At 72.8% G+C, this 15248-nt stretch carries 14 protein-coding genes; 8 read left to right on the top strand and 6 right to left on the bottom strand.

Annotation, left to right across the window (positions count from 1 at the left end):
• Positions 1–10: 10 nt before the first annotated feature.
• Positions 11–460: a hypothetical protein gene (locus ACTJK8_RS06875; RefSeq protein ID WP_012318998.1), complete on the bottom strand. Its 450-nt coding sequence runs from the start codon at positions 458–460 to the stop codon at positions 11–13.
• Positions 461–709: 249 nt separating this feature from the next.
• Between ACTJK8_RS06875 and lexA the strand changes: the two genes are divergently transcribed.
• Positions 710–1438: a transcriptional repressor LexA gene (lexA, locus tag ACTJK8_RS06870; protein ID WP_440761736.1), complete on the top strand. Its 729-nt coding sequence runs from the start codon at positions 710–712 to the stop codon at positions 1436–1438.
• On the opposite strand, the gene ACTJK8_RS06865 is transcribed toward lexA, so the two are convergent.
• Positions 1432–3726 carry a ComEC/Rec2 family competence protein gene (locus tag ACTJK8_RS06865; RefSeq protein WP_440761735.1) on the bottom strand — a complete coding sequence of 765 codons (2295 nt, stop codon included), beginning with the start codon at positions 3724–3726 and terminating at the stop codon, positions 1432–1434. The two genes, lexA and ACTJK8_RS06865, sit on opposite strands and share 7 nt — an antisense overlap.
• Before the next feature lie 193 nt (positions 3727–3919).
• On the opposite strand from ACTJK8_RS06865, the gene gltX reads away from it, so the two are divergent.
• The 4 genes from gltX (at position 3920) to ACTJK8_RS06845 (ending at position 8152) form a co-directional block, all read left to right on the top strand.
• Positions 3920–5347 (top strand): glutamate--tRNA ligase, encoded by a 1428-nt coding sequence (gene gltX, locus ACTJK8_RS06860; RefSeq protein WP_440761734.1) that lies wholly within the window; start codon positions 3920–3922, stop codon positions 5345–5347.
• 244 nt (positions 5348–5591) lie between these two features.
• Entirely contained in the window at positions 5592–6881 is a 1290-nt protein-coding gene (gltA, locus tag ACTJK8_RS06855) for a citrate synthase (RefSeq protein ID WP_012319002.1), read from the top strand.
• 56 nt (positions 6882–6937) lie between these two features.
• The gene (locus ACTJK8_RS06850) at positions 6938–7831 is read left to right on the top strand and encodes a DNA-3-methyladenine glycosylase family protein (RefSeq protein WP_440761733.1); all 894 of its coding nucleotides are present in this window, start codon (positions 6938–6940) and stop codon (positions 7829–7831) included.
• Positions 7832–7903: 72 nt separating this feature from the next.
• Positions 7904–8152: a hypothetical protein gene (locus tag ACTJK8_RS06845; RefSeq protein ID WP_012319004.1), complete on the top strand. Its 249-nt coding sequence runs from the start codon at positions 7904–7906 to the stop codon at positions 8150–8152.
• 231 nt (positions 8153–8383) lie between these two features.
• Here ACTJK8_RS06845 and parC read toward each other — a convergent pair whose 3' ends face one another.
• Together parC and recO are read right to left on the bottom strand one after the other, a co-directional pair.
• A complete protein-coding gene (gene parC, locus ACTJK8_RS06840) occupies positions 8384–10630 on the bottom strand; it encodes a DNA topoisomerase IV subunit A (protein WP_070999419.1) in 2247 nt (748 codons plus the stop codon).
• A gap of 250 nt (positions 10631–10880) precedes the next feature.
• Positions 10881–11600, bottom strand: a complete 720-nt coding sequence (gene recO, locus ACTJK8_RS06835) for a DNA repair protein RecO (RefSeq protein ID WP_024830250.1) — start codon at positions 11598–11600, stop codon at positions 10881–10883.
• 137 nt (positions 11601–11737) lie between these two features.
• Between recO and ACTJK8_RS06830 the strand changes: the two genes are divergently transcribed.
• Together ACTJK8_RS06830 and ACTJK8_RS06825 are read left to right on the top strand one after the other, a co-directional pair.
• On the top strand, positions 11738–12139 hold the full coding sequence (locus ACTJK8_RS06830) for a hypothetical protein (protein WP_043073645.1): 402 nt from the start codon (positions 11738–11740) through the stop codon (positions 12137–12139).
• Between the two features lie 20 nt (positions 12140–12159).
• Positions 12160–12855: a gamma-glutamylcyclotransferase gene (locus ACTJK8_RS06825; protein WP_024830249.1), complete on the top strand. Its 696-nt coding sequence runs from the start codon at positions 12160–12162 to the stop codon at positions 12853–12855.
• A gap of 88 nt (positions 12856–12943) precedes the next feature.
• Here ACTJK8_RS06825 and ACTJK8_RS06820 read toward each other — a convergent pair whose 3' ends face one another.
• Complete coding sequence (locus ACTJK8_RS06820) at positions 12944–13117, bottom strand: hypothetical protein (RefSeq protein ID WP_175654139.1); 174 nt, start codon at positions 13115–13117, stop codon at positions 12944–12946.
• A gap of 145 nt (positions 13118–13262) precedes the next feature.
• Between ACTJK8_RS06820 and ACTJK8_RS06815 the strand changes: the two genes are divergently transcribed.
• Entirely contained in the window at positions 13263–13886 is a 624-nt protein-coding gene (locus ACTJK8_RS06815; RefSeq protein WP_024830248.1) for a hypothetical protein, read from the top strand.
• Between the two features lie 18 nt (positions 13887–13904).
• On the opposite strand, the gene ACTJK8_RS06810 is transcribed toward ACTJK8_RS06815, so the two are convergent.
• Positions 13905–15206: an Nramp family divalent metal transporter gene (locus tag ACTJK8_RS06810; protein ID WP_059408768.1), complete on the bottom strand. Its 1302-nt coding sequence runs from the start codon at positions 15204–15206 to the stop codon at positions 13905–13907.
• Positions 15207–15248: the final 42 nt, after the last annotated feature.

The following is a 15248-nucleotide window of genomic DNA, read 5'->3' as shown; positions in this document are numbered from 1 at the left end:
CGCCGGCCGGTCAGCGCACCCCGAGGCCGGGGTTGCGGCCCGGCAGGCGGGGGACCACCGTGCCGCGCTTCTCGATCGGCGCGTCGCACGCGTAGGCGAACTCGGTCTTCAGCGGATCGAACACGGTCTCGCCGGTGATCCGGCAATCCTCGCGCACGGTCTCGTCGAGATAGGCCCGGGCGGCGGTGCGGAAGCGCTTCACCCGGGTGGCGTCCGGCTCCGGATCGATCCGGACCTCGCTCAGATTGCAGCCGGTGTACTCGCGCAGGGCGTTGGAGACGATCAGCATCCGGCGCAGCTGCCGGTTGTCGTAGACCTCGTAGGGCTCCTTGCAGCCGATCGTCACGACCTGGGGGGTGAGCGCCACGTAGTTCCGCGAGATGTAGGAGAACCCGGTGGTGCAGCCGGCGAGGCCGAGGGCGGCGAGGCCGAGGGGCAGCAGAGCCGCGGGTCGTCGCATCCTCGTCATTCCAAGAGGGTCCCAGCCCGCGCCCCGGATCCGCCGCCTGCCCGGCGGGGCACCGCGGTGCATTGAAACGGCTCCGCTTGCGCCGTCAATGCGTTTCTCCGCCTTGTCCCGCGGGCGCGCCGCGGCGCGCCGAGCGTGGCGGTGCCGCTCTTGCGGAACACTTGCGGAACGTTTAACCTGTTCGTGATTTGTTTCGGAGACCGTCACGTGGCGGTCCGCCAAGCCGCGAGTCCCCCGTCGATGCTCACGCGCAAGCAGCTGGACCTCCTGCGATTTATCCAGAGCCGGATGCAGGAATGCGGCGTCCCGCCGTCGTTCGACGAGATGAAGGATGCCCTCGACCTCAAGTCGAAATCCGGCATCCACCGGCTGATCACGGCGCTGGAGGAGCGCGGCTTTCTCCGGCGCCTGCCGAATCGGGCGCGCGCCATCGAGGTGATCCGCATCCCCGAGAGCCTGACGCAGGCCGCGCCGGCGCCCCAGACCCCCGCCGAGCCGCGCCGCTTCACGCCGAGCGTGGTCGAGGGCGGCAAGTCCAAGCAGCCGCCGGCCCCGGCGAGCACGCGGATGATCGAAGAGTCCGGCCGGGCCATCTCGATCCCCGTCATGGGCCGGATCGCGGCCGGTACGCCCGTCTCGGCGATCCAGAACCAGAGCCACGCCATCACCCTGTCGCCGGACTTCGTGGCCGGCGGCGAGCACTACGCCCTCGAGGTGCGCGGCGACTCGATGGTCGAGGCCGGGATCCTGGACGGCGACCTCGTGGTCATCCGCAAGCAGGACACCGCCAATACCGGCGACATCATCGTGGCGCTGATCGACGACGAGGAGGCGACGCTCAAGCGCCTGCGCCGCCGCGGCTCCTCGATCGCCCTGGAGGCCGCCAACCCGGCCTACGAGACCCGCGTGCTCGGGCCCGACCGGGTCCGGATCCAGGGCCGCCTCGTCAGCCTCGTCCGCCGCTACTGAAGCGGCTCGGCCGGCGCGTCGCCGGGAGCGAGGTCTCCGCCCGGCGCGGCGGCCCCGTCCTCCGCGGCGCGGTCGCCCGGCTCCGCGGTGACCGGCCGCGGCGGTCCCGGATCGCGTCCCGGATCGCGTCCCGGGGCCGGCCGCCAGGGCACGGCGCGCCCGTCGTCCCGGGCGAAGCGCGCGGCGAAGCCGTCGCCGTCGGTCCGGAGGGCCACGGCCCCGCGGGCGGCGAGGACTTGCCGATCGATCACCAGGGGGCCCGTGCAGGTCGGCGGCGCCGCGAGGAAGGTGATCAGCACCGCGGCGCGGGCGCAGTCCTCCGGGAAGGCCCGCCTGTCCCGGACGAGGGCGACCGCCCGCCCGTCCGGCAGCCGGGCGGTGCAGCCGAGCCGGTCGCAGCGCCCGCTGCCCGACCGGACGATGAGCGCCGCGGGCCGCCGCCCGTCACCGTCCGCCTTCAGCCACTGCTCGAGGACGAAGCCGGAGGGGCTTCCGAGGGCCGCGAGCCGCCCGTCCGGACCCCGCACCGCCGCTCCCGCGCCCTGCCGGTCGACGTAGAGGTCGTAGCGGTCGGGCCGGGCCGCGAGGCCGAGGCCGAGCAGGACCGGCGGCACGGCGAGCCAGCGCAGGCGGGAGGCCGGCAGCGTCGCCAGCAGCAGGCCCGCGGTCAGCAGGGTCAGCGCCGCGGCGCCGAAGGCCGGCAGCACCAGGCTCGCCCGCTCGAACCCGGCGATCCAGTCCGAGATCGCCAGCATGCCGGCCACCGCCCGCCCCATCAGCCACCAGACCGGCCGGTCGAGGGCGAAGGGATAGGCGAGGCAGCCGATCACCGCGGCGGGCATCACCGCCAGGGAGACGAGCGGCAGAGTCAGGGCGTTGCCGACGAGCCCGAAGGGCTGGACCGTCTGGAAGTGGTAGGTGGCGAAGGGCGCGGTCGCGACCTGCGCCACAAGGGTCGTGGCCAGGGTCCCGGTGACCGCCGAGAGGCCGGTGCCGACGAGGCGGCCGATCCGCCCGGCCCCGGGGCGCACGAACAGCCGCCCGTCGATCAGCCGGGCGCAGGCGATCAGCCCGGCCACGGCGCCGAAGGACATCTGGAAGCTCGGGCCGAGCAGGCCCTCCGGCTCCCGGGCCAGGGCGATCAGCGCCGCGAGGGCGAGGTTGCGCATCGACAGGGCCGGCCGGTCCACCAGGATCGCGCCCAGCATGATCAGGGTCATGATCAGCGAGCGCTCGGCCGCGATGTCCCAGCCCGAGAAGGCGCAGTAGGCGGTGACGCCGACCATGGCGAAGCCGGCCGCGATCTTCTTGATCGGCCAGAGGAGCGCGCAGAGCGGCACCGTGGCGAGGACCGCCCGCACCAGCCAGAACACCACGCCGGCGGCCAGCACCATGTGGAGGCCCGAGATCGACACCACGTGGTAGATGCCCGCGGCGCGGAGCGCGTCGTTGGTCGCCGGTCCGATGAGGCCGCGCTTGCCGGTCACCAGGGCCGCCGCCACCGCGCCCGCCTGGCCGCCGGCGGCCTCCGCGATCCGGCGCGTGAGCCCGTTGCGGGCCGCGTCCAGTGCCGCGGCGAGCCGCAGGCCCAGCGGCGGCGGCTCGGACGGCGCCCGGACGGTGACCGCGCCGACCAGCGAGCCCACCGCGCCGATCCCCTGGAAGTAGGCGTCCCGGGCGAAGTCGTAGCCGCCGGGCCGGGCCGCCTCCGGGGGCGGCAGCAGCCGCGCCGTGGCGGCGACGACGTCCCCGGGGCGCGGGATCGGCGTCTTGCGGAACGAGACCCGCACCCGGGCGGGCCGCGCCTCGGGCGCGAGGCCGGCGAAGCTCTCCACCCGGATCACCAGCCGGGCGCCGACCTCGCGCTCGTCCAGGGCCTCGACCGTTCCGACGAGCGGACCGATCGTGGTGCGCGTCAGGATCGGCGCGGCGACCTGCGTGACCCGCCAGGTCGCCGCCGCGAAGCCGAGGAGCGCGGCCGCCACCGCGAGCGCCGCCGCCAGGGCCGCCGGCCGCGCGCCGAGGACGGGAACCGGCGCCAGCGCGAAGGCGGCCGCGATCAGGGGCGCGGCCAGGCTCGGCGCGCCGTCGGCCGCCGCGAAGTAGACCAGGATCCCGCCGCCGAAGGCCACTGCCAGCCAGGGGAACAGCCGGCGCTGCTCGGCCTCGCGGGCGAGACCGGCGGCGACCCAGCCGCGGAGCGCCGGTAGGGCGGGCGGGAGGGCTCGGACGCGCGGGCCGATCAGCGCCACCGCGCCGCCCGCCCGCCTCGCGCCGATCCGCCGCATCGCCGCCGCCCCGCTCCGCGCGACCTGTCGTCGGGGCCGAGCGATTCTGCGGGCGATTCTTAACGCATCCGCCGGCCCGTGCTACAGCCGGCTCTTCGTGCTACGGGCGCCCTGTCGAGCCCCTCGCCGCTCCGCCGCCCCTTCGCCGTCCGTCGCGCTCCGTCCGCGACCAGCCCCGGAACATACCGGACCGATGTCCTCAGCCGTCGTCACGCGCTTCGCCCCCTCGCCCACCGGCTACCTGCACATCGGCGGGGCCCGCACGGCTTTGTTCAACTGGCTCTACGCCCGCCACACCGGCGGGAAGATGCTGCTGCGCATCGAGGATACCGACCGGGAGCGCTCCACCAAGGGCGCGATCGACGCGATCCTCGACGGCCTGTCCTGGCTCGGCCTCGACTGGGACGGCGACGTGGTCTTCCAGTTCGCCCGCGCCGAGCGCCACCGCGCCGTGGCCGAGGAGCTGCTGGCCGCGGGCCGCGCCTATCACTGCTACGCCACCGCCGAGGAACTCGCGCAGATGCGCGAGACCGCCCGCGCGGAGGGGCGCGCCCCGCGCTACGACGGCCGCTGGCGCGACCGCGACCCGTCCGAGGCGCCCGCCGGGGGCAAGCCGGTGATCCGCCTGCGCGCGCCGATCGAGGGCGAGACCGTCGTCGAGGACGCCGTCCAGGGCCGGGTCACCTGGGCCAACAAGGACCTCGACGACCTCGTCCTGCTGCGCTCGGACGGGACGCCGACCTACATGCTCGCCGTCGTGGTCGACGACCACGACATGGGCGTCACGCAGATCATCCGCGGCGACGACCACCTCACCAACGCGGCGCGCCAGAGCCAGATCTTCTCCGCCCTGGGCTGGGACATCCCCCGGATGGCCCATATCCCGCTGATCCACGGGGCGGACGGGGCCAAGCTCTCGAAGCGCCACGGCGCGCTCGGCGTCGAGGCCTATCGCGATCTCGGCTACCTGCCGGCGGCCCTGCGCAACTACCTCGTGCGACTGGGCTGGAGCCACGGCGACCAGGAGGTCTTCTCCACGGACGAGATGATCGCGGCCTTCGACCTCGGGGCGGTCGGTCGCTCCGCGGCGCGGTTCGACTTCGCCAAGCTCGCCAACCTCAACGGCCTCTACATCCGCACCAGCGCCGATGCCGATCTCGTCGCGGCGATCGAGACCATCCTTCCGAATGTCGGGCCGGAGCGCGGCCTGTCGGCGCCGCTGCAGCCCGACCTCAAGGACAAGCTGATCCAAGCCATGCCAGGCCTGAAGGAGCGGGCCAAGACGCTGATCGAGCTCCTCGACAGCGCCTACTACCTCTACGCCCAGCGGCCCCTGGCACTGGACGACAAGGCCCGCGCCCTCCTCTCCGACGAGGGGCGCGGCCGCCTCGCCGGCGTGCGGCCGTTGCTCGAGGCGCTGCCCGACTGGAGCGCGGCCTCCACCGAGGGCGCGGTGCGCCAGTACGCGGAATCGGCCGGCTGCAAGCTCGGACAGGTCGCCCAGCCCCTGCGCGCGGCGCTGACCGGCCGCACCACCTCCCCGCCCCTGTTCGACGTGATGGCGGTGCTCGGCCGGGAGGAAACCCTGGCGCGCCTCGGGGATCAGGCGCCGCAGGGCTGAGACTGCCGCGCGCGGACCGGGAACTGCGGGCCCCGGCCCGGATTGCGTTGGGTGGAATTCAGTTGGCGGAATTCGCTTGGCGTCGGGGGCGGGTTGTCACCGACCCCGTTGCTGCTGCACTGCCGTTTGGGTAACCCATGGCTGTGAGCACCCGCAGCATAATGCGTGTGCTCAGGCCCCCGGGACCGACTCGGGCAGCCCGAGGCCGGCATCCGCCACGTCGCCAGAGAAGGGTCCACGATCCATGAGCGCACCCAGCACCATCACCGTGGACGGCAAGTCGATCGAACTGCCGGTGAAATCCGGCACGATCGGGCCGGACGTGATCGATATCGGCAAGCTCTACGCCCAGACCGGCGCCTTCACCTTCGACCCGGGCTTCACCTCGACGGCCTCCTGCGAGTCGAAGATCACCTACATCGACGGCGACGAGGGCGTGCTGCTGTACCGCGGCTACCCGATCGAGCAGCTCGCCGAGAAGGGCGACTTCCTCGAGACCTGCTACCTGATGCTGTTCGGCGCCCTGCCGACCGCCGCCCAGCGGGCCGATTTCGAGTACCGGGTCACGCGCCACACCATGGTGCACGACCAGATGAACCGGTTCTTCACCGGCTTCCGCCGCGACGCGCACCCGATGGCCGTCATGGTCGCCTCGGTGGGCGCCCTCTCGGCCTTCTACCACGACTCCACCGACATCACGGACGAGAGCCAGCGGCTGATCGCGTCGATCCGCATGATCGCCAAGATGCCGACGCTCGCCGCGATGGCCTACAAGTACTCGATCGGTCAGCCGTTCGTGTATCCGAAGAACGACCTCGACTACACGTCGAACTTCCTGCGCATGTGCTACGCGGTGCCGTGCGAGGAGTACGAGGTGAACCCGGTCTTCGCCCGCGCGCTCGACAAGATCTTCATCCTGCACGCCGACCACGAGCAGAACGCCTCGACCTCGACGGTGCGGCTCGCCGGCTCTTCGGGCGCCAATCCCTTCGCCTGCATCGCGGCCGGCATCGCCTGCCTGTGGGGCCCGGCCCATGGCGGCGCCAACGAGGCGGCGCTGAAGATGCTGATGGAGATCGGCACTCCGGAGAACGTCGGCAAGTACGTCGCCAAGGCCAAGGACAAGAACGACCCGTTCCGCCTGATGGGCTTCGGCCACCGGGTCTACAAGAACTACGACCCGCGCGCCCGGATCATGCAGAGCACCACCCACCAGGTGCTGAAGGAGCTCGGGAAGACCGACGATCCGCTGCTGCACGTCGCCATGGAGCTGGAGCAGATCGCCCTCAAGGACGAGTACTTCATCGAGAAGAAGCTCTACCCGAACATCGATTTCTACTCGGGCATCACCCTCAAGGCGATGGGCTTCCCGACCGACATGTTCACCGTGCTGTTCGCCGTGGCCCGCACGGTCGGCTGGATCGCCCAGTGGGCCGAGATGATCGAGGACCCGTCGCAGAAGATCGGCCGTCCGCGCCAGCTCTACGTCGGTCCGACCCAGCGCGACTACGTGCCGGTCGACCAGCGCGGCTGAGGCGGGATCACCTGTCCGGAGACGCGACCAGCGGGGCGGCCGAGAGGCCGCCCTTCGTGTTTGCGGAGGCGATCGAGCTCTGCCTGCCCGTCCGGCCGCCCTACGACTGGGGGGCGATCCGCGCCTTCCTGGCCAAGCGGGCGATCCCGGGCGTCGAGGCGACGGATCCCGCGGCGGCCTACGCGCGTACCGTCAGCGTCGCGGGGCGGCACGGCCTCCTGACGGTGGCCCCCGGCGCGGACGGCCTGCGCGTCACGCTCCGCGGCGTCGAGGCCGGGCACGCCGAAGCGGTCGCCGGGCGCCTGTGCCGCCTGTTCGACTGCGACGCCGATCCCCGCGCCGTCGCGGCCTGCCTCGCCGGGGACCCGATCCTGGCCCCGCTCGTGGCCGCGCGGCCGGGTTTGCGCCTGCCGGGGGCGTGGGACCCATTCGAGACCGGCTGCCGGGCGATCCTCGGCCAGCAGGTGTCGGTGGCGGCCGCGATCGGCCTCGCGGGCAAGCTGGTGGCGGCGTTCGGGACGCCGCTGGCGGAGCCGTCGGGCGGCCTGACCCACGTCTTCCCGGCGCCGGCGGATCTGGTCGAGGCGGATGTCGCCCGGGCGCTCAACATGCCCCGCGCCCGCGGCGCGGCGATCCGGGCGCTCGCCGCGGCGGCGCTGGCCGACCCGGACCTGTTCGCCCCGGCCGAGTCGCTGGAGGCCGCTCTGCTCCGCTTCACGGCGATCCGCGGGATCGGGCCGTGGACCGCGCAGTACATCGCCATGCGGGCGCTCAAGCTGCCCGACGCCCTGCCGGTGGGCGATGTCGGGCTGCTGCGGGCGCTGGAGACCGGCACCGGGCGGCCGAGCCCGGCGGAGCTCCTGGCCCGGGCGGAGGCGTGGCGCCCGTTCCGGGCCTACGCGGCACAGCACCTCTGGGCGGCGGACGAGGCGACCGTGACGGGGCGGTGAGGCGGCCGGCAGGCTCATGGTCCGCGTCGCCGGTATCGGCTAAGCTCGCGGCCGGCCGGGGGCTCTGGTTCGATGTCGGAAGCGGAGAGCGAAGCGCGCGACACGCTCGTGGCGAACGAGCGGATCAAGTTCTCGGCGACCTACGCCAACGGCCTCGCCGTCGCGATCTTCGCCGTCGGCGGTTTCGCGCCGTTCATCTCGACCGCTCTGTCGGATCGTCCGCACTTCGCGCCCGTGCTCATCGCCATGGTCGTTTGCTGGATCATGAGTGGCGCCATACATTGGGCCGTGAGGCACGCATTGCGGAACCTTCGGCCATGACGACAGCCCAGCTTCTCCTCCTGCTCGCGGTTCCGCTCGGTGGCGGCGTGCTGGCCTTCGGCGCGCTCTGGCTCGCCCAGCGGGCGCATTGAGGACAGCGGCCTCCGCAACGCGGAGACCGCGCCCGACCGCGCCCTCGTCCTGAGCTGCGGTGGAGCCGTCCAGAAGGAGGGGTCCAGCGAGCACCGGCACCTCAGGCCGAGGGGGGCACTGGAGCGCCCCCGGCCTCCCTCAACGCCCGAACCGCTCGAATTTCGGGAAGCTGCGCGCCATCATCAGCCCGACCTCGGCGCGGTGGCCGAGCCACTTCTCCAGCACCGAGACGTTGGCGAGCCGGCCTTCGGCCGAGCCGTCCTGCCAGGGCAGGCCGTCCGCCAGCTTGAAGACGTGCGCGTCGAGGAGGCTTCCGCTGCGGCAGCGCTGGAGCCGCACGCCCTTGCCGCGGGCGAGTTCCGCCACCTCGGAGACCGGGAAGATCAGGAGCAGCTTCTCGGTGTTCACCACCGCGACGTGGTCGCCGTCCGCCGGCACCAGCACGGCCGCTTTGGCGTCGCCGTCGAGACCCAGCACGTTCTTGCCCTTGCGGGTGTTGGCCACCAGCGCGTCCGCGGGCGCCAGGAAGCCGCGCCCGTCGGAGCCCGCGATCAGCAGCTTGGTCTCCGGCCGGTAGGGCAGCGCCGCCACGATCTCGGTGCCGTCGTCGAGGTCGGCCATCAGCCGCACCGGGTCGCCGAAGCCGCGCCCGCCCGGCAGCTTCGAGGCCTCCAGCGTGAACACCTTGCCGTTGGTGGCGAGCAGCAGGATCTTCTGCGTGGTCTCGGTCGGGAAGGCGATCTTCAGGGTGTCGTCGCCCTTGAACGCCACGCCGGAGAGGTCCGCCACGTGGCCCTTGAGTGCCCGGATCCAGCCCTTGGTCGAGACGATCACGGTGATGGGCTCGCGCTCGACCAGCGCCGCCGTGAAGTCGATGCCGCCGACATCCGGCGGGCTCGCGAGCGTCGTGCGGCGCTTGCCCAGCTTGGTCTCGGGCCCGAAGGTCTTCTTCACGGCGCGGATCTGCGCCTGGATCGCCTTCCACTGCGCCGGCTCGGAGGCGAGCAGGGCGTCGATCTCGGCCTTCTCGGCGGTGAGCGCGTCGAACTCGCGCTTCAGCTCCATCTCTTCGAGCTTCCGCAGGGAGCGCAGGCGGGTGTCGAGGATCGCGTTGGCCTGGATCTCGGTCAGCTCGAACCGGGCCATGAGGGCGGCCTTCGGCTCGTCCTCCTCGCGGATGATGCGGATCACCTCGTCGAGGTCGAGATAGACGATGAGCAGGCCGCCCAGGATCTCAAGGCGCCGGTCGATCTGGCCGAGGCGGTAGCGCGAGCGGCGCTGCAGCACCACGCGGCGGTGGTCGACCCATTCGCGCAGGCACTCGGCGAGCCCGATCACCTTCGGCACGAGGCCGCCGACCAGGACGTTGAGGTTGAGCGGAATCCGGGCCTCCAGCTCGGTCAGCCGGAACAAAGATTCCATCAGGATCACGGGATCGACCGTGCGCGAGCGCGGCTCCAGCACGATGCGCACGTCCTCGGCCGATTCGTCGCGCACGTCGGCGAGGAGCGGCAGCTTCTTCTCCTGCAGCAGCTCGGCCATCTTCTCGATCAGCCGGCCCTTCGGGATGCCGTAGGGAATCTCGGTGACGACGATGTTCCACGTGCCGCGGCCGAGATCCTCCTTGGCCCAGCGGGCCCGGACCCGGAAGGCGCCGCGGCCGGTCCGGTAGGCCTCGGCGACCGACTCGGCCGAGTCGATCAGGATGCCGCCGGTCGGGAAATCCGGCCCCTGGACGAACTTGGCGAGCTGACCCGAGGTCGCCTCGGGATGGTTGATCAGGTAGAGCGCCGCGTCGCACAGCTCGGCGGCGTTGTGCGGCGGGATCGAGGTCGCCATGCCGACCGCGATGCCCTGGCTGCCGTTGGCCAGCAGGTTCGGGAAGGCCGCCGGCAGGACGACCGGCTCCTCCTTCTCGCCGTTGTAGGAGGGGCGGAAATCGACCGTGTCCTCGTCGATCCCGTCGAGCAGGAGGCGCGCGACCTCGGTGAGCCGCGCCTCGGTGTAGCGGTAGGCGGCCGGGCCATCGCCGTCGATGTTGCCGAAGTTGCCCTGGCCGTCGACCAGCGGGTAGCGCTGGGCGAAGTCCTGGGAGAGCCGCACCAGCGCGTCGTAGATCGCCTGGTCGCCGTGCGGGTGGAAATCGCCCATCACGTCGCCGACGATCTTGGCGCATTTCTTGTGCGCGGTGGTCGGGTCGAGCCGGAGCAGCCGCATCCCGTACAGAATGCGCCGGTGCACGGGCTTCAACCCGTCGCGGGCGTCCGGCAGGGCCCGGTGCATGATCGTGGAGAGCGCGTAGGCGAGGTAGCGCTCCTCCAGCGCGGATTTCAGCTCGACGCTCTCGATCCCGTCGCCGGACGGCGGCTCGAAGGGCTGGCCCATGACGGCTCCTGTCTCAGGGCGGGGCCGCCGAACGGCGGCGCCACCTCATGCAGCAATCCGTCATTCCGGGGCGCCGGAGGCGAGCCCGGAATCCAGACCCGCCTGCCCTGCCGGAGGAGACGGACGATCCTGCCGGGCCGCGTGCGCGTCTGGATTCCGGGCTCCGCTCCGCGGCCCCGGAATGACGGGTTTGTTCGTCCCGGGTCGAGCGGCGCTCAAGCCCGGGCGTTTCTAGAACAGAACGCGAACATTACCCGGCCTCGCGGCCGAGCGCAACGAATCGCGCCCGCTCCTCGGGCGGCCCGAGGCCGCGCGGACCCCAGACGTGCCGGTCGAGGAAGTATCCCGTCAAGGTAAACCCTTGGGCAACGCCGTCGGGACCGGGGGACCCGCCCGCGTGCAGGAAGGTCGGGAGCGCCAGCAGGCGGTCCCGGTAGGGCTCGCCGGCCGAGGCGCTGACCGCCCGGCCGCTCTTCGGCGACACGTAGGCCAGGGCGTCGTTGCCGCCGGTGGCCGCGCAGGCGGTCAGGTCGAGGCCGAAGCCGAGCTCCGACAGGATCGCCAGCTCGAACCGCACCATCAGAGGCGGGGCGACGGCGGGGTCGTCGAGGTGCTCGACCAGAATCCCCGCCGCCTCGTAGAGCGCCGGATGCGGGTCGCGCTCGGGGAGGAGACGCAGCAGGGCGGCCATGTGGTTCATGCCGTAGAGGGCGAGGCTCGACCCGATCAGCCGCGAGAGCTGCGACTCGAGGGGTTCCACCGCGTAGGAGCCGAGGCCGTCGTCGAGGCGCGCCCGCCACGTCAGGCGGACGCGGTTCCCGGCCTGCAGAACGGGCTGCATCCGGCGCGAGCGCCCGCCGTGCACGAGGCCGAGGTGCCGCCCGTGGGCCTCGGTCATGGCCTCGAGGATGACGCCGGTCTCCCCGTGCCGGCGCAGGCCGAGCACCAGGGCGTCGTCGGTCCACTGCATCGAACGTCGCGTCTTCGTGTGAGAGATCGGGTGAGCGGTGCGCTCCGCGCCTGCCTCTCATATAGGGAGCCGCGGCGGTCGGCGCTGCCCCGCGCGGTGCCCAGCCCCAGGCAGCCTTGGCCGGGTAGTGATGACCGATGCCGCGCCGCGCCGCCCTCGCCGCCCTGATGGTCCTCCTCGCCGCCGGTGCGCAGGCCGCGCCGCGGGCATCGAGGCCCGCCGCCGAGTCTGTCCCCTCCCCGGCCCTCCTCCGGCGCATCGCCGCCCTGGCCCTGAGGCAGGTCGAGTTCGGCGCGGTGTCCCTGCTGCCCGTCCGGTTCGCGGGCAGCCGGATCGCCGGGCCGATCGCGGACGGCGGCCGGGTGATCTACTGCGTGTCGGGCCGGATGTACGGGCGGACCTTCGGCAAGCCCGAGCGGCCGAGGGTGGCGCTGCTCGACGACAACGACCGGCTCTCAGTGCTCGACGACGACGAGGTCTGCGCCGGGCACCGCACCCGACCCTTCCCCGAACTCGACGCGCTGGGCAACAAGCCGTGAGGCCCGGGCGTTGAGGGCCCATGCCCGCCGCGCCCGCCCGCACCCTCGACCTCAGCCTCGACCTGATCGCCCGCGCCCATTCCGTCCCGATCCCCGACGACCCGAGCGCCCTCGAGGTTCTCTCGGACGCGGAGCTGCGCCCCGGGCTCGACGCGATCGTCGCCGGGCGCGAGGGCAGCGACCTCTGGGTCTTCGCCTACGGCTCGCTGATGTGGAATCCGGAATTTCCCGTCGCCGAGCGCCGGATCGGGACCGTGCGCGGCTTCCATCGCCGGTTCTGCCTGCTTCAGCGCCGGTTCCGCGGGACGCCGGACCGGCCGGGCTTCGTGCTGGCGCTGGACCGCGGCGGCCTGTGCCGGGGCGTGGCCTTCCGCCTGCCCGGCATGGAGATCCGCGAGGCGCTGATGCCGGTCTGGCGCCGCGAGATGCGCGGCCGCGGCTACGTCGCCCGCTGGCTGCCGGTCGCCACGGAGGCCGGGACCGTCTCGGCCCTGACCTTCCTGGCCAACCGCGCCAGCGACCGCTACGCCGGCCGCCTCTCGGATGCGGAGATCGCCGAGAAGATCGCCGCGGCCTGCGGCCACAAGGGGCCGAGCGCCGAGTACCTGTTCCGGACCGTGGAGGCCTGCGAGCGCCTCGGGATCCGCGACCGCCACCTCTGGAGCCTCCAGGCCCTGGTGGCCGCGCGGCTCAGGGCCTGCGCGCCGGGAGCGTGATCCCCGGTCCTCCGCGCCTCGCGCGCGGACGGAGCCGAACGCGTCGACCGAACGCGTGGACCGAGGGCGACGACCGGATGCCGGCGGCTCAGATCCAGGCCCGCTTGGTCGCGACCACGACCCGCCCGCCGCCGTGCTCCGCGTCCGGGTTGCGCGGCTCCCGGATGCCGGGGGCACGGCCGGTGGTGACGTAGACGAGGAGGGTGAGGACGAGCAGGATCTTCGTGCGCATGGCGACGCTCAGGCTTGAGCGTCGGTGCATAGGAACGATCGGTTTTTACGGAGTTGCTGCAGTGCACGCGGGCGCGCGGCCAGCCGATTCCCTGCGGACGTGGTGAACGAAGGGTTGCGATGCGGCCGCGATCGTCTATGCCGCCGGCCCGTGATGTCCACAGGCGGAGGATAGGATGCGGCTCCGGATCGGCGTGGCCCTGGCGGTGGTCGTCATCGCCGCCGTTGCTCTCCTGGCCGGACCGCTGAGCCGCGGGGACAGCCTGTCCGACATCCTCACCGGCCGGACGCCGCTGCTGGCCGGGAGCGCCCGGGCGCCCGGCGGCAGCGCGGACCTGACCGGCACCGCGACCCTCGAGGCGGACCGGCGGCCGGCGACCCTGCACGTCGCCTGCGATCCGGGCGGCACCGGCCTGTCCGCCGCGATGACCGTGCCGCGCTTCGCCGAGCTGGCGCCGCGCTTCGACTTCGCGGGCCTCGAAGGGGCCGACAGCGAGAAGCCCCTCACCGGGATCCTGGTTTCCAGTGACGGCAGCGTGCGCTCCGTGCGCATGCCGGTCCGGGGCGCCGCGACCGGGCCGGAGGCGGGCTTCACGCTGACGGTGACGGGCGCGCGCCGGGGCGAGGATCCGCTGCGCGGGGTGGCCCTGGCCCTCGCCCAGCCCGGGACCAAGCTGACCTGGACACAGGCGAGCCCGCGCCCGGGAGACCCCGCCCTGACGGCGACGTTCACGGTCGCGGAGGCCGACGCCGCCGCCCTGAAGGCGGCCCTCGACGGCTGCCTCGCGGCGCCGTTCTGAGGCGGCCCGGCCGGCGCCTCACAGGACCCATGTCCCGACCAGGCAGAGCGTGGCGAGGAAGGTCGCCGCGGTGGTCAGCCATCCGAGCCCGTTGGTCACGCGGCCATTGACGCGGCCGCCCATCACGGCCCGGTCGTTGGTCATCAGCATCATGAGGAGCAGGAGCGGCGGCACCGAGAAGCCCTGCACGATGCCGGACCAGACGAGCGCCCGCATCGGGTTGAAGCCGAGAAAGTTCAGACCCACCGCCAGCACGGTCACGGCCGCGATCGTGCCGTAGAACAGCTTGGCCTCGCTCGGACGGGCGTGCAGGCTGCCCGTCCGGCCGATCCCCTGCACGAGGTCGTAGGCCGCCCCCGTGGTCATCACCGGCACCGCCAGGAAGCCGACGCCGACGACCCCGAGGGCGAACAGGTACTTGGCCCCTGCCCCCGCCAGGGGCTCCAGGGCGGCCGCGGCCTGGGCGGCGCTCTCGATCTCGGTCTGCCCCGCCTGATGCAGCGTCGCGCCCGTGGACAGGACGATGAAGTAGAGGATGATGTTCGAGAACAGCATCCCGATCATCACGTCCCGGCGGGTCTTGCGCAGCTCGGCATCGGTCGCACCCTTGCGCTGCCGCAGCGTGCGCCGTCCCAGGGCGATCTCCTCCTCGACCTCCTGGTTCGACTGCCACGTGTAGATGTAGGCCGAGAGCGAGGTGCCGATGCAGGCGACGATCATCGCCAGGAAGTCGGCATCGAACCGGACCTGCGGCACGAGGGTGCCGCGCAGGATCTCGGCGGGGTCGGGACGGGCCAGGATCGCGGCCGCCACGTAGGCGAACAGGGCGAGCGCCAGCCAGCGGAAGATGTCCCGCAGGAGCGCGTAGGAGCCGAAGATCTGCAGGCTCAGGATCGCCGCGGCGGCGCCGACCACGATGGCGGGGATCGGGACCGGGACCAGCAGGTTGAGGGCCGCGCCGATCCCGCCGAGATTGGCCGCCGCCTCGATGACGTTGCCCCCGAAGGCGCCGGCCACGAGCGGGTAGAGGACCCAGCGCGGGTAGCGGTCGCGCACGATGGCGAACAGGCCCTTGCCGTAGACCTGCCCGAGCTTGGCAGAGAGGTAGACGACCACGACCATCATCGGCAGGACGACCGGCGCGATCCACAGGAACCCGAGGCCGTACCGGGCGCCGGCGCTCGCATAGGTGCCGATGGCGGAGGGGTCGTCGTCGGCGGCGCCGGTGATCACCCCGGTACCGAGGGCGTGGAGGAGGCTGCCACGGCCGCGTGGCCTGTCCGGGTCGTCGGTGTCGGGTTTCGGACGGGGCTGGTCCATGGATCCTCGTCGCAGGGTGCGCCGAGGTCCAACCGGTCGGGT

Origin of the sequence: Methylobacterium sp. 22177 (assembly GCF_052045615.1) — a bacterium.
Classification (GTDB): domain Bacteria; phylum Pseudomonadota; class Alphaproteobacteria; order Rhizobiales; family Beijerinckiaceae; genus Methylobacterium; species Methylobacterium radiotolerans.
This window is presented reverse-complemented; position numbering and strand designations above follow the sequence as displayed.

Excerpts from the sequence above, each read along its gene's own strand:
- recO (WP_024830250.1), bottom strand. The coding sequence starts at position 11,600 with ATGCAGTGGACCGACGACGCCCTGGTGCTCGGCCTGCGCCGGCACGGG.
- ACTJK8_RS06810 (WP_059408768.1), bottom strand. The coding sequence starts at position 15,206 with ATGGACCAGCCCCGTCCGAAACCCGACACCGACGACCCGGACAGGCCA.
- ACTJK8_RS06830 (WP_043073645.1), top strand. The coding sequence starts at position 11,738 with ATGCCGCGCCGCGCCGCCCTCGCCGCCCTGATGGTCCTCCTCGCCGCC.
- parC (WP_070999419.1), bottom strand. The coding sequence starts at position 10,630 with ATGGGCCAGCCCTTCGAGCCGCCGTCCGGCGACGGGATCGAGAGCGTC.
- ACTJK8_RS06815 (WP_024830248.1), top strand. The coding sequence starts at position 13,263 with ATGCGGCTCCGGATCGGCGTGGCCCTGGCGGTGGTCGTCATCGCCGCC.
- gltA (WP_012319002.1), top strand. The coding sequence starts at position 5,592 with ATGAGCGCACCCAGCACCATCACCGTGGACGGCAAGTCGATCGAACTG.
- ACTJK8_RS06820 (WP_175654139.1), bottom strand. The coding sequence starts at position 13,117 with ATGCACCGACGCTCAAGCCTGAGCGTCGCCATGCGCACGAAGATCCTG.
- gltX (WP_440761734.1), top strand. The coding sequence starts at position 3,920 with ATGTCCTCAGCCGTCGTCACGCGCTTCGCCCCCTCGCCCACCGGCTAC.
- ACTJK8_RS06875 (WP_012318998.1), bottom strand. The coding sequence starts at position 460 with ATGCGACGACCCGCGGCTCTGCTGCCCCTCGGCCTCGCCGCCCTCGGC.
- lexA (WP_440761736.1), top strand. The coding sequence starts at position 710 with ATGCTCACGCGCAAGCAGCTGGACCTCCTGCGATTTATCCAGAGCCGG.
- ACTJK8_RS06845 (WP_012319004.1), top strand. The coding sequence starts at position 7,904 with ATGTCGGAAGCGGAGAGCGAAGCGCGCGACACGCTCGTGGCGAACGAG.
- ACTJK8_RS06865 (WP_440761735.1), bottom strand. The coding sequence starts at position 3,726 with ATGCGGCGGATCGGCGCGAGGCGGGCGGGCGGCGCGGTGGCGCTGATC.
- ACTJK8_RS06825 (WP_024830249.1), top strand. The coding sequence starts at position 12,160 with ATGCCCGCCGCGCCCGCCCGCACCCTCGACCTCAGCCTCGACCTGATC.